This is a genomic window from Saccharopolyspora sp. NPDC002578 (assembly GCF_053592695.1).
The window spans coordinates 1-14,186 of record NZ_JBSFWJ010000057.1; the positions used below are offsets into that span (position 1 = coordinate 1).

A 14,186-nucleotide genomic window follows, 5' to 3' on the forward strand; every position below is an offset into this window, starting at 1 on the left:
CCTCGCGAGGACGGCTTTTTCCCTCGTGGCGGAGCCACTCGGGAAAAAGATCCCGCAGCGAGAGACCGACTGAGGTTCCGCCACCCGGACACCAAAGCAGAACGAGACCCCCTCAAAACCACCTCACCAAGTCACAGGGAGTTCCAGGAGGCCGCCGGAGAGCTGGCCGCTCTCCAGCTTCAGGTCCTCCGGAGCGACCGCCACCTGCAAATCGGGGATCTTCCGGAACAGGGTGCTGAACGCGGTCTGCAGTTCGACCCGCGCGAGCGGGGCGCCGATGCAGTGCCACATGCCGTGCCCGAAGGTCAGGTGCGGGTTGGGCGCGCGGGTCACGTCGAACGTGTCCGGGGCGTCGAAGGCGCGGGTGTCGAAGTTCGACAGGGTGAAGTCGAGCAGCACCAGCTCGCCCGCCTTGATCGTGACGTCGCCGATCTCGACGTCCCCGGCGGCCCAGCGCGGCAGCATGGAGCTGCCCGCCTTGGCCGCGCGCAGCACCTCCTCCACCGCGATGGCCATGGTGCCCGCGTCGCGCATCGCGAGGTCCCGCTTGTCGGGGTTGTTCGCGAGCACCAGCACGCCCACGTCGATGTGGCTGATCACGCTGTCCAGGCCGGCGAACAGCACGCCCGCCGCGAGGGTGCCGATGCGCTCGTCCTCGACGCCCGCCTCGCACAGCCGCGAGATCACGTCGTCGCCGGGCTGCCCGCGCTTGCGGCCCACCAGCGCGGAGATGTACGCGAACAGCTCCTCGGCGCCCTTCTCCGCGGAGACCGGGTCGTGCAGCACCGCCATCCGGCCCATCAGCTGCAGGATCATCATGCGGTCCTCGACGGGGATGCCGATCAGCTCGTAGAGGACCTGCAGGGCGAAGGGCTGCGAGAAGTCGTTGTGCAGGTCCGCGGGCGGTCCCTTGTCCACCAGCGCCTGCACCATGTCCTCGGCCAGCGCCTCGACCTTGTGGCGCAGCCGGGCGAGCCTGCGCGCGGAGAAGCTCGGCGTCAGCAGCGCGCGCATCGACTTGTGCAGCCGGGTCGCCTCGTCGGGGTCCGAGTCGGTGATCAGCAGGTTGAAGAACGGGGTGTCGACGTAGCGCGGCGCGGACGGCGGATCCGGGTGCGACCGGTTGATCCGCTCGTCCTTGAGCAGCTCCTTGACCTCTTCGTGCCGGGTGACCAGCCAGGCTTCGTCGCCCGCCGGGGTGATCACCTTGCAGATGGGCGCCTGCTCCTGGAGATTCCGCAGCATCTCCGGAGGCCGGAGCATGGCGGACGGGCCGGTGCCCAGCTTCGGCAGGTCGAGCGATTGACTCATGGGCGATTCCTCCGCGGTGTGGGTGGATTCCGGTCGGACGAACGGGACCGGGCCGCCGCGCCGGACGCGGCGACCCGGCGAGCGGTCAGGTGCTCGCGGGCACGAGGCTCGCCAGCCAGTCGTGCATGACCTGCGCGGTGAGCTCGGAGTGTTCCTTGGCCAGCGACAGGTGGTCGGCCTCGATGGTGCGCACCGCGTCGGTGTCGATGGCGGGCGGCGCTTTCGTGCCGCGGCTGCCGGGAACGGGGACCGAGCAGCGCACCAGCAGGGTCGGCGCGGTGGTCACCGGGGCGTCGGTGATCGCGGCGACCTTGTTGTACCAGTGCACCATCGCCGACAGCCGGGAGCTGTTGAGGTTCACCGACGGGGAGTCGATGTCGGCGAGGTAGTAGCTCGCGACCTCGTCGTAGTCGATGTCGTCGTTGCCGTCGTAGCGCAGGCTCAGCGTGTCCAGCAGGATCACCGCGTCCGGCCGCACGCCCCAGGTGTCCTCCAGCACGCCCGCCGCGTGGTAGGCGATGGTGCCGCCGGTGGAGTGCCCGACCAGCACGAACGGGTCGCCGTCGCTGCCGTGCAGCGCGCTCTCGGCGACCGAGCGGATGGCGGCCGTGCCGTGCTCGGGCAGGTCCTCCCCCGATTCGAAGCCGACGAGCGGCAGCGCGGACACGTGCCGGGTGCCGCGCAGGTGCGCGGCGATGCGGGCGTACTGGTGCACGCCGCCGGTGGCGCCGGGCGAGCTCACGCAGATCAGCCGGGGGTCGGTGGGGCCGTCGGCCAGCGTCACCGGTTCGGGCAGTTCGGCGAGCTCGGCGGGGGTCTCGAAGGTCGGGCGGGTCGCGGCGACCGCGCCGAGCATCCGCATGGACTCCTTCTGCTTGCCGGAGTGCACGCCGGTGAGGAACAGGTTCACCAGGGTGTCGTGCGGGTTGCCCTGCGACCGGCCGCCGGCGACACCGATGCGGTCGCCCAGTTCGCCGTCGATCCGGTCGGCGAGCGCGGCCGGGGTCTTCGTGTCGAACACGACCGATGCCGCAAGCCGCAGGTCGAGCTCTTCGCCGAGCCGGTTGCGCAGTTCCACCGCGATCAGCGAGTCGAAGCCCAGTTCCAGGAAGTCCCGTTCCGCGTCGACGGCGGACGCGTCGCGGTGGCCGAGCACGGCGGCGGCGTGCTCGATGACGAGTCCGGTGAGCAGCTTGCGGCGGTCGGCCGCGTCGGCGTCGGCGAGCCGGTCGCGCAGCGTTCCGCCGGATCGCGCCGCGGCGGCGGTGCGGCGGGCGGCGGGGATCAACCCGCGCAGCACGGAGGGCACGTGGCCCTGGGCCCGCATCCCGGAGGCCTTCGCGCGGATCGGCACCACCAGCGCCTCGTCGCGGGCGAGGGCGGCGTCGAACAGCGCCAGTCCCTGTTCCAGCGACAGCGGCGGCAACCCGGAGTTCGCCATCCGCTCCAGTTCGGCTTCGGTGAGCTCGCCGGTCATGCCGGTCGTCGGCGCCCACGGACCCCACGCCAGCGACTGCGCGGGCAGACCCGCGCCGCGGCGGTGCTGGGCCAGGGCGTCGAGGAAGGCGTTGGCCGCGGCGTAGTTGCCCTGTCCGGGTCCGCCCATCACACCGGAAACCGAGGAGTACAGCAGGAACGCGGTGAGCCCGAGGTCGCGGGTGGCTTCGTGCAGGCGCCAGGCGGCGTCCACCTTGGGCCGCAGCACGCCGTCCAGGCGTTGCGGGGTGAGCGAGCCGATCGCCCCGTCGTCGAGCGCCCCGGCGGTGTGCACGACGGCCGTGAGCGGGTGCTGCACCGGGATCTCGGCGAGCAGGCCGTCCAGCGCGGCGCCGTCGGCGGCGTCGCAGGCCGCGATCCGCACGTCGGCGCCGTGCGCGGTGAGTTCCGCGCGCAGCTCCACCGCTCCCGGCGCCTGCGGTCCGCGGCGGCTCGCCAGCACCAGGTGCCGGGTGCCGTGCTCGGCGACCAGGTGCCGGGCCAGTTCGGCGCCGAGCCCACCGGTGCCGCCGGTGATGAGCACGGTCCCTTCGGGGTCCCAGCTCGCGGTGTCCACGGCTCCCTCGCCGTCGAGCGGCAGCAGCCGCGCCACGCGGATCTCCCGCTGCCGCACGGCGATCTGCTGCTCGTCGGCGTCGAGCAGTCCGGGCAGCACCGCCGCGGAGGTGAAGGCGTCGTCGAGGTCGACGAGCAGCAACCGGCCGGGGTCCTCGGCCTGCGCGGAGCGCACCAGGCCCCACACGGCCGCCGCGGCCACGTCGGCGGGCGTCTCGCCGTCCACCGCGACCGCGCCTCGGGTCACGAAGACCAGGTGGGATCGGGCGAAGCGCTGGTCGGACTGCCATTCCTGGAGCACGGCCAGCGCCCGGTGGGTGAGGTCGTGCACGGCCTGCGGGCCGGCGGCGGCGTCACCGGTGACGGGGATGAGGAACACGTCGGGCACCGCGCTGCCGCTCGCCGTGCTCGCCAGGGTCTCGCCGTAGCCGACGACGGCTTCGTCGGCGCGGTGCAGCGCGTAGGCGAGGTCGAACTCGTCGCCGCCGATGATCGCCCAGCGCTTGCCGCCGACGGGCTCCGGCGCGGGCCCGGGGACCCAGCGCAGCCCGAACAGGGAGTCCTGGCCGGATTCGCGGGCCACCGGCGCCTGTCCGCTGGTGTCGAGGGTCAGGGATTCCACCACCAGCACGGGGTTTCCGCGGCCGTCGACGGCGACGACCTCGATGCCCGGACCGTCCGCGTGGCGGCTCGCGCGCAGGCTCAGCGCGGTGGCTCCGGTGGCGTGCAGGGACATCCCGTCCCAGCGGACCGCCCGCGCGGAGTCCGAAGTGGACTCGACGTGCGCGGCGGCGCGCACGACCGCGTCCAGCAGCGCCGGGTGCAGGTCGTGGCCGGGGCCGGTGTCGTCCGCGGGCAACGCCACCTCGGCGAAGACCTCCCCGGCGTGGCGCCACACCGCGAACGACGCGTCGTCGGCCGGCTGCTCGGCACCGCCGGGCACTTCGCCGGAGAAGTCGATCTCGACCGGGTCGGCGGTGAGCACGCCGGTGGCGTGCTCGGTCCAGTCCTGCTCGGAGTCCGCCGGGCGGGCGTGCACGGTCAGCGCGCGCCGCCCCTCTTCGTCGGCCTCCCCGATCTTGACCTGCACGGCGACCGGTTCACCCGCGGGCAGCACGAGACCGGTGCCGACGGTCAGCGTCTCGACCCGCGCGCACCCGGCCTCGTCCGCGGCCCGCAGCGCGAGCTCGGCGAACACCGACTCCGGCACGGCCCGCCCGGTGGGCAGCCACGGTTGCGCGCTCGCCGACAGGCGCCCGGTCAGCACGACCGCGCCCGTGTCGGCCAGTCCCATCGCCGCGCCGAGCACCGGGTGGTGCACCGAGCGCAGCCCGAGCCCGGTGGCGTCCGCGGCACCGGCGGCGGCCTTCGGCCAGAACCGCTCGTGCTGGAACGCGTAGGTGGGCAGGTCGACGCGCCGCGCGCCGGTCCCGGCGAGCAGCTCGGACCAGTCCACCCGCAGGCCGCGGACGTGCAACCGGCCGAGCGCGGTCACCAACGCCGCCTCCTCCGGGCGGTCCTTGCGCAGCGCCGGAGCCGCCACGGCGTTGTCGGGCAGCGATTCCTGGGCCATCGCGCAGAGCGTGCCGTCCGGGCCCAGCTCCAGGAAGGTCTTCGCGCCCTCGGCGGCGAGCGCGCGGACGCCGTCGGCGAACCGCACCGCCTCCCGCACGTGGCGCACCCAGTACTCCGGCGAGCCGAGCTCCTCGGAGCGCGCGCGCTCCCCGGTCAGGTTCGACACGATCGGGATCGCGGCGGGGCCGAAGGACAGCTCCCGCACCACGGCGCGGAACTCGTCGAGCATCGGGTCCATCAGCGGCGAGTGGAACGCGTGGCTGACGCCGAGCGGTTTGGTCTTGCGGCCGTCGGCCGCCAGCCGCTCCGCGACGGCCCGCACGCCCGCCTCGTCACCGGAGACGACGACCGAGCGCGGCCCGTTGATCGCGGCGATGGACGTGGTGCCGTTGAGCAGCGGCACGACCTCGGCCTCGGTGGCCTGGACCGCGGTCATCGCGCCGCCCGCGGGCAACGCGCTCATCAGGCGGGCGCGGGCGGCGACGAGCTTCGCGGCGTCCGCGAGCGACAGCACGCCGGAGACGTGCGCCGCCGCGATCTCGCCGATGGAGTGGCCGCCGAGCAGGTCCGCCGTGACGCCGAGGGATTCGACCAGCCGGTACAGCGCGACCTCGACGGCGAACAGCGCGGGCTGGGTGTTGCCGGTGTCCTCCAGCGCGGCCTCGTCCGCGCCCCAGATCACGTCGCGCAGCGAGCCGTCCCGGTGCCGGTCGAGTTCGGCGAGCGCCGCGTCGAACGCCGCCGCGAACACCGGGAACCGGGCGTGCAGCTCGCGGCCCATGCCGAGCCGCTGCGAACCCTGGCCGGAGAACAGCACCGCGAGCCTGCCCGGTTCGGCGCCGACCGCGCCGCGCGCGACCTCGTCGACACCGGACTCGGTGGCCAACAGCACCGCGCGGTGCTCGAACGTGGACCGGCCGGTCACCAGCGAGTGCGCCACGTCGGCGGCGGCGGTCTCGGGGTGCCCGGCGTGGAAGGCGGTGATCCGGTCCAGCTGCGCGGCCAGCGCCTGCGGGGTCCGGCCGGAAACGGGCCACGGCACCGCGGCCGGGCGAATCCGCTGCTCGGGCTCGGCGGTCTCGGGCTGGGCGGATTCGGGCTGGGCGGGTTCCGGAGCCTGCTCCAAGATCACGTGCGCGTTGGTGCCGCTGATGCCGAAGGAGGAGACACCGGCCCGGCGGGGATGGTTCGCCTCGGGCCACGCCGTGCTCGCGGTCGCCAGCTCGACGGACCCCGTGTCCCAGTCCACGTGCTCGGACGGGCTGCTCACGTGCAGCGTCGGCGGCAGCGCGCCGTGGCGCATCGCCTGCACCACCTTGATCACGCCGGCGGCGCCGGCGGCGGCCTGGGTGTGGCCGAGGTTCGACTTCACCGACCCCAGCAGCAGCGGCCGGTCCCGGTCGCGGCCGTAGGTCGCCAGCAGCGCCTGCGCCTCGATCGGGTCGCCCAGCTTCGTGCCCGTCCCGTGCGCCTCCACCACGTCGACGTCCGAAGTGGACAGTCCGGCACCGGCGAGCGCCTGCCGGATGACGCGCTGCTGCGCCGGGCCGTTCGGCGCGGTCAGGCCGTTCGACGCGCCGTCCTGGTTCACCGCGCTGCCCCGCAGCACCGCCAGCACCTCGTGGCCGTGGCGCTGCGCGTCGGAGAGCTTCTCCACCACGAGCAGCCCGACGCCCTCGGACCACGCGGTGCCGTCGGCGTCGGACGAGAACGCCTTGCAGCGCCCGTCGGGGGCGAGCCCGCCCTGCCTGCTGAACGAGGAGAAGTTCGCCGACGTCGTCATCACCGTGACGCCCCCGGCCAGGGCCATCGAGCACTCGCCGGACCGCAGCGCCTGCGCGGCCAGGTGCAGCGCCACCAACGACGACGAGCACGCGGTGTCCACGGTCAGCGACGGGCCTTCCAGCCCGAGTGCGAACGACAACCTGCCGGAGAGCACGCTCGCCGCCATCCCCGTGGAGGCGTGGCCTTCGAGGTCCTCGCTGGAAGCGAGCATCAGGTGGATGTAGTCCTGGCCGGTGGTGCCGACGAACACGCCGGTCCGGCTGCCGCGCAACGACTTCGGGTCGATCCCGGCGCGTTCCAGCGCCTCCCAGGACACCTCCAGCGCCTGGCGCTGCTGCGGGTCCATCGCGACGGCCTCGCGCGGGGAGATGTCGAAGAAGCCGGGGTCGAAATCGGCCGCGCCGGGCAGGAATCCGCCTTCGGCGGTGGCGCTGCGCCCGTCGCCGAGCGCGTCGAGGTCCCAGCCGCGGTCGGCCGGGAAGCCGGTGATCGCGTCCTCGCCCGCCGAGAGCAGGTCCCAGAGCCGCTCCGGCGAATCGGCGCCGGGGAACCGGCAGGCCATGCCGACGATCGCCACCGGCTCGTGCTTGCCGGACTCCGCGTCCTGGAGCCGTTGCCGCGTCTCGTGCAGATCCGCGGTGACCCACTTCAGGTAGTCGACGAGTGTGCTTTCGTCAGGCATCGCCGGTCCTTCTTTCGATCGAGTTCCTGTTGTGGGTGGCAGGGCGGGCAGGTGCTCCCCGGAAGGCGGTGCGAGAGGTTTCCGAGCAGTTCCTCGTCAGCGGCGAAGCCGCTGAGCAGCGACCACCCGAGCACAACGACCACCGGCGGGTTCTCAGCGGCTTCCTCCCGAGGACAGCGATTTCGTGGTGTAGGGAGCTACATGAGAAATCGATCCCGCAGCGAGGAAGCCGCTGAGGTTCCGCCACCCGGACACCTGCGCAAACCATTCCGTGAGAGCTCCTAAGCCTGGGTTCGTCTGCCGAGTTCGTTGTCGATGAAGGTGAGCAGGTCATCGGCGGTGGCGTCCTGGATGCGTTCCTCCACGGCGTGCTCGTCGGCGTGGGCGGCTCCGTCGCCGTAGCGCTCCAGCAGGCCGCGCAGCCGGACGGTGAGCTCGTCGCGGACTTCGGCGGCGGTCTCCTCGTCGGCGAGGACGTGCTCGATCCGGTCCAGTTCGGCGAGCGGGGACGCCCCGGGGCCGTCCGTGCCGCCGAAGTCCTCGGCCAGCAGGCGGGCCACCGCCAGCGGCGTCGGGTGGTCGAAGATCAGCGTCGAGGGAAGCCGCACGCCGGTCGCCCCGGTCAGCCGGTTGCGCAGTTCGACCGCGGTCAGCGAGTCGAAGCCGATCTGGCGGAATTCGCGCTCCGCGCCGATCGCCTCGGCCGAGCCGTGGCCGAGCACCGTCGCGGAGGCGTCCCGGACCAGCTGCACCAGGGTCTGCTCGCGTTCCGCGCCGCCCATCGCGGCGAGCTTGTCGGCGAGCCCGGCCTGGTCCGCTCCGGTGCCGCCACCGGCGGCGGTGCGCCGCGCCGAGCGGACCAGGCCGCGCAGCATCGCGGGCACCTCGGCCTGCGCGCGAGCGGCCCCGGAGCCCATGCCCAGCGGCACGACGAGGGGTTCGTCGGCGCCGATCGCGGTGTCGAACAGGGCGAGGCCGCGCTCGATCGGCAGCGGCGGCATCCCGTTGTCGCCGATGCGGCGCAGGTCCCGGTCGTCGAGCCCGGCGGTCATGCCGACGCCCTGCTCCCACGCTCCCCACGCCAGCGACACCGCGGGCAGCCCGCGGGACCGGCGGTGCCGGGCGAGCGCGTCGAGGAACACGTTGCCCGCCGCGTAGTTGGCCTGCCCCGCGCTGCCCAGCACCCCGGAGACCGAGGAGTAGACGGCGAACGCGGCCAGGTCCAGGTTGGCGGTGAGCTCGTGCAGGTTCCAGGCGCCGTCCACCTTGGGCCGCAGCACGGCGTCCAGCCGTTCCGGGGTGAGCGAGCCGACGACGCCGTCGTCGAGGGTGCCCGCGGTGTGCACCACGGCCGTGAGCGGGCGCGGCGCCGAGTCCAGCAGCGCGCGGGCGGCGGCGCGGTCGGCGACGTCGCAGGCCGCGATGGTGACCTCGGCGCCGCGCGCGGTGAGTTCGGCGCGCAGCTCGGCCGCGCCGGGCGCGTCGGCGCCGCGCCTGCTGGCGAGCAGCAGGTGCCGGGCGCGGCCGTCGGCGACCAGGTGGCGGGCCAGTTCGGCGCCGAGCCCGCCGGTGCCGCCGGTGATGAGCACCGTGCCGTCCGGGTCCCACCGCCGGGGCATCGTGAGGACGATCTTGCCGATGTGCCGGGCGAGGCTCATGTGCCGGAACGCCTCGGGCGCCCGCCGCACGTCCCAGGACCGCACCGGCAGCGGGTGCAGCGCACCGGCCGCGAACAGCGCGGTCAGCTCTCCCAGCATCTCCTGGATGCGGTCCGGGTCGACGAGTCCGAGGTCGAAGGAGCGGTAGTCGACGCCCGCCACGTCGTCGCGCACGTCGGTCTTGCCCATCTCGATGAACCGCCCGCCCCGGGGCAGCAGCCGCAGCGAGGCGTCGACGAACTCGCCGGACAGCGCGTTGAGCACCACGTCGATGCCGCCGTCGCCCGCGACCGCCGCGAACTCGCGCTCGAAGTCGGTGGTGCGGGAGGAGGCGATGTGGTCGTCGGCCACGCCGAGCGAGCGCAGGGTGTCCTGCTTGCCCTCGCCGGCGGTGGCGAACACCTCGGCGCCGAGGTGCCGGGCGAGCTGGATCGCGGCCATGCCGACACCACCGGCACCGGCGTGCACCAGCACCTTCTCGCCGGGCCGCACGGCCGCCAGGTCGAGGAGACCGTGGTAGGCGGTGAGGAACACCAGCGGCACCGAGGCGGCCGCGTCCCAGGACCAGCCCTCCGGAACGCGGGTGAGGAACCGCTCGTCGACCGTCCCCTGTGGACCGAAGCCGCCGAACAGCATGCCCATCACCCGGTCGCCGGGCCGCAGGTCGACCGCCTCGGGTCCGGCCTCGACGACCACCCCGGCGGCTTCCGAGCCGAACGGGCCCGCCTCGCCGGGGTACATGCCGAGCGCGTTGAGCACGTCGCGGAAGTTCACCCCGGCCGCCTCGATCCGCACCCGCACGTCCCGGCCGGTCAGCGGCTCGGCGGCCTGCGGGAACGGGGTCAGCGCGAGGTCGTCCAGGCTGCCCTTGCGCACGCTGTCGAGGTGCCACGGCACGCCCGCGGGCGGCACCAGGGACTCGGCGGTGGCCAGCTGCGCCAGCCGCGCCACGCGCGGCGCGCCGTCGCGCACGAGCGCCTGCGGCTCGTCCTGCTCGAACAGCCCGGGGGCCAGCGCCAGGGCTTCGGCCGGGTCCGAGTCGACGTCGAGCAGCAGGAACCGGCCGGGGTTCTCGGATTGCGCGGACCGCACCAGGCCCCACGCGGAGTGCGCCGCCAGGTCGGTGCCGTCGACCGCGCCGCGCGTGACGAACACCAGCCGCGAGGCCGCGAAGCGGTCCTCGGCGAGCCACCGCTGCACCAGCTCCAGCACCCGCCGGTTCAGCGCGCGCACCTCGCCGGGCACGTCGTCCCCGCCGCCGCTCAGCGGCACGGCCACGAACTCCGGCACCGGCTCGGGCAGCTCGTCGGCGGAGTCCGCGACCGCGCCGACGCCCAGGCCGAACGGGTCCGGGCCCAGCACCGCCCACTGCCGCGCGGCGGGCTCGACCTGGTGGGCGACCCAGTCGACGTGGAACAGCGAGTTCAGCTCGTCCGCGCCGGCGGGTGCGGCCGGGGCCGGTCCCGCTTCGGCCAGCACCAACGAGTCGACCGACAGCACCGGGATTCCCTGCGGATCGGCGGCGACGAGCTCGACGGAATCCTTGCCGTTCTTGGTGATCCGCACCCGCAGCGCCGATCCGCCGGAGGCGTGCAGCGAGGCACCGCTCCAGGAGAACGGCAGCAGGCCGCGCCCGTCCCCTTCGGAGACGGCGAACACGGTGGCGTGCAGCACCGAGTCCAGCAGCGCGGGGTGCAGTCCGTAGGACTCGGCGTCGCGCACCTGCTGCGGCAGCCGGACCTCCGCGAAGTACTCGTCGTCGCGGCGCCACACCGCGCGCAGCCCGCGGAACACCGGGCCGTAGGTGAGTCCCGTGGCGGCGTAGTCGTCGTAGAGGCTCTCGATGTCCACTTCGGACGATCCGGCGGGCGGCCAGACCGCGGCGTCGAAGTCCAGGACGCGCTCGGGTTCGGCCAGCGTGCCCGCGGCGTGCTGGGTCCACGGCGCGGCCGGGTCGTCGGCGGGGCCGGGCTGGTCGGGGCGCCCGGGCTGGTCGAGGCGCCCGGGCTGGTCGAGGCGGGAGTACAGGCGCAGCGCGCGGCGCCCGGAGTCGTCGGCGGCGTCGACCCGCAGCTGCACCTGAACTGCACCGTCGGCGGGCAGCACCAGCGGCGCGGCCAGCGTCAGCTCCTCCACCTGGTCGCAGCCGACCTGGTCGGCGGCGCGCACGGCGAGTTCGAGGAACCCGGTGCCGGGGAAGAACACCTGGCCGCTGACCACGTGGTCGGCCAGCCAGGCGTGCGTGGCCACGGACAACCTGCTGGTGAACAGCACCCCGGCGCCGTCGGCGAGTTCCACGGAGGCGCCCAGCAGCGGGTGCTCGGCCCCGGTGAGCCCGAGGCCCGTCGCGTCCCCGGCCTGCTGCGCCGTCTCCGGCCAGAAGCGCTCGTGCTGGAAGGCGTAGGTCGGCAGGTCGATCCGGCGGGCGTCGGTGGCGGCGAAGAACGCGGCCCAGTCGACCTTGATCCCGGCGGTGTGCAGCCGGGTGAGCGCGGTGGTGGCGGCGGTGCGGTCGTCCCGGTCGCGGCGCAGCATCGGGATCACCGGCGTGCCCGGCTCCAGCGAGTCCTGCGCCATCGAGCACAGCGCGCTGTCGGGCCCCAGTTCCAGGAACACCGAGGCGCCGTCGGCGGCGAGCGCGCGCACCCCGTCGGCGAACCGCACCGGTTCCCGCACGTGGCGCACCCAGTACTCCGGCGCGGCCAGCTCCTCGGCGGCGGCCAGGCGCCCGGTCAGGTTCGACACCAGCGGAAGCTGCGGCCTGCCGAACGCGGATTTCCGCACCACCGCGCGGAAATCGTCGAGCATCGGGTCCATCAGCGGCGAGTGGAAGGCGTGGCTCACGGCGAGCCGGGTGGTCTTGCGGCCCTGCTCGGCCAGCCACCGGGAGATCTCGTCGACCTCGTCCTCCGCACCGGAGATCACCAGCGAGCCGGGCGCGTTCACGGCGGCCACCGCGACCCGCTCGGTCAGCAGCGGCGCGACCTCGGCTTCGGTGGCGCGCACCGCGGCCATCGCCCCGCCCGCGGGCAGCGCCTGCATCAGGCGTCCCCTGGCGGCGACGAGCGCGGCGGCGTCCGGCAGCGAGAGCACTCCCGCGACGTGCGCGGCGGTGATCTCGCCGACGGAGTGGCCCGCGACGAATCCGGGGGTGACGCCCCAGGATTCGAGCAGCCGGTACAGCGCGACCTCGACGGCGAACAGCGCGGGCTGGGTGGTGCCGGTCTGGTCCAGCAGGGCCGCGTCGGCGCTGCCGGGTTCGGCGAACAGCAGCTCGCGCAGCGGGCGGTCCAGGTGCGGGTCCAGTTCGGCGAGCACCGCGTCCAGCGCTTCGGCGAACGCCGGGAACGCGGCGGCCAGCTCACGTCCGGCACCGGCGCGCTGCGCGCCCTGGCCGGAGAACAGCACGCCGAGCTTCGCGGGGCGCTCCACCGTGTGGCGCACCAGTCCCGGCGCGTCGCCGTCGGCGACCCACCCGGCCAGCGCGTCGCGCAGCCCGCCCCGGTCCGCGCCGACGGCGGCCAGCCGGTGCTCGAAGGCGGCGCGGGAGGTGGCCAGCGAGAACGCCACGTCGTCCGGGCGGGCGGCGGGGTCGGCGTCGACGTGGGCGAGCAGCCCGACGACCTGGTCCCGCAGGGCCTGCTCGGTGCGGCCGGTGAGGATCCACGGCACCGCACCGGATTCCGGCCCGCGCTCGGCGGTCTCCTCGGCGGGGGCCTGTTCGAGGATGGTGTGCGCGTTGGTGCCGCTCACGCCGAACGAGGACACCGCGGCGCGGCGCGGGCGGCCGGTCTCGGGCCAGGCCTCAGTCTCGGCCAGCAGCGAGACCGCTCCGGAGGACCAGTCCACGTGCGAGGACGGCGGGTCGCAGTACAAGCTGCGGGGCAGCACGCCGTGGCGCATCGCCTGCACCATCTTGATCACGCCCGCGACCCCGGCGGCGGCCTGCGTGTGGCCGAGGTTGGACTTGACGGAGCCGAGCCGCAGCGGCTCCTCCCGGTCCTTGCCGTAGGTCGCCAGCAGGCTGCTCGCCTCGATCGGGTCGCCCAGCGAGGTCCCGGTGCCGTGCGCCTCCACCACGTCGATGTCCGAAGTGGACAGATCAGCGCTGGACAGCGCCTGGCGGATCACCCGCTGCTGCGCGCGCCCACTGGGCGCGGTGAACCCGTTGGAGGCGCCGTCGGAGTTCACCGCGGAGCCGCGCACCACCGCGAGCACCGGGTGCCCGTTGCGCCGCGCGTCGGAGAGCCGCTCCAGCACGAGCACGCCGACGCCCTCGGACCAGCCGGTGCCGTCGGCGGCGTCGGAGAACGGCTTGCACCGGCCGTCGGTGGCGAGCCCGCCCTGCCTGCTGAACTCCAGCAGCGAACCGGGCGTGCACATCACGTTGACGCCCCCGGCCAGCGCGAGCGAGCACTCCCCCGCGCGAAGCGCGTGCGCCGCCTGGTGCAGCGCCACCAGCGAGGACGAGCACGCCGTGTCCACGGTGACCGCGGGCCCTTCCAGGCCCAGCTCGTAGGACAGCCGCCCGGAGGTGGCGCTGGCGGCGATGCCGGTGCCCACGTTGCCGTCGGCGTCCGACAGCGACCGCACCAGCAGGTAGGCGTAGTCCTGCCCGTTGGTGCCGACGAACACGCCGGTGCGGCTGCCGCGCAGCCCGGTGGCGTCGATCCCGGCGCGTTCGATCGCCTCCCAGGACACCTCCAGCAGCAACCGCTGCTGCGGGTCCATGGACATGGCCTCGCGCGGCGAGATCCCGAAGAACCCGGGGTCGAACTCCGCCAGCCCGTCGAGGAACCCGCCGCGCCGGGACACGGCGTTGCCGCGTTCGTCGACGCCCGCGTCCCGCAGCGCGCCCAGGTCCCAGCCGCGGTCGGTGGGGAACTCGCCGATCGCGTCGCCGCCCGCGGCGACCAGGTCCCACAGGTCCTCCGGCGAGGAGACCCCACCGGGGAACCGGCAGCCCATCGACACGATCGCCACCGGCTCGGAGCGCTGCTCGGTGAGCCGCTGGTTCTGCTTGCGCAGCCGCTCCGTCTCCTTCATCGACGCGCGGAGTGCCTTCTCGACCTGCGCCTGCCGGTCCGCCGGGTCACGCTCCCCAGAGGTCATCATCAACTCCG

General features: G+C 74.3%; 2 protein-coding genes and 1 pseudogene. All 3 read right to left on the bottom strand.

Annotation, left to right across the window (positions count from 1 at the left end; genetic code table 11):
* Positions 1 to 123 precede the first annotated feature (123 nt).
* A complete protein-coding gene (locus ACWD38_RS23015; protein WP_184480945.1) occupies positions 124 to 1,311 on the bottom strand; it encodes a cytochrome P450 in 1,188 nt (395 codons plus the stop codon).
* Positions 1,312 to 1,396: 85 nt separating this feature from the next.
* Positions 1,397 to 7,405, bottom strand: a pseudogene (locus ACWD38_RS23020) (SDR family NAD(P)-dependent oxidoreductase); the annotation flags it as partial.
* A 281-nt stretch (positions 7,406 to 7,686) separates the two neighbouring features.
* Positions 7,687 to 14,175 carry an SDR family NAD(P)-dependent oxidoreductase gene (locus ACWD38_RS23025; protein WP_450124882.1) on the bottom strand — a complete coding sequence of 2,163 codons (6,489 nt, stop codon included), beginning with the start codon at positions 14,173 to 14,175 and terminating at the stop codon, positions 7,687 to 7,689.
* Positions 14,176 to 14,186: the final 11 nt, after the last annotated feature.

Bases quoted from the DNA above. Each gene is read 5' to 3' on its own strand.
- ACWD38_RS23015 (WP_184480945.1), bottom strand. From the start codon at position 1,311: ATGAGTCAATCGCTCGACCTGCCGAAGCTGGGCACCGGCCCGTCCGCC.
- ACWD38_RS23025 (WP_450124882.1), bottom strand. From the start codon at position 14,175: ATGACCTCTGGGGAGCGTGACCCGGCGGACCGGCAGGCGCAGGTCGAG.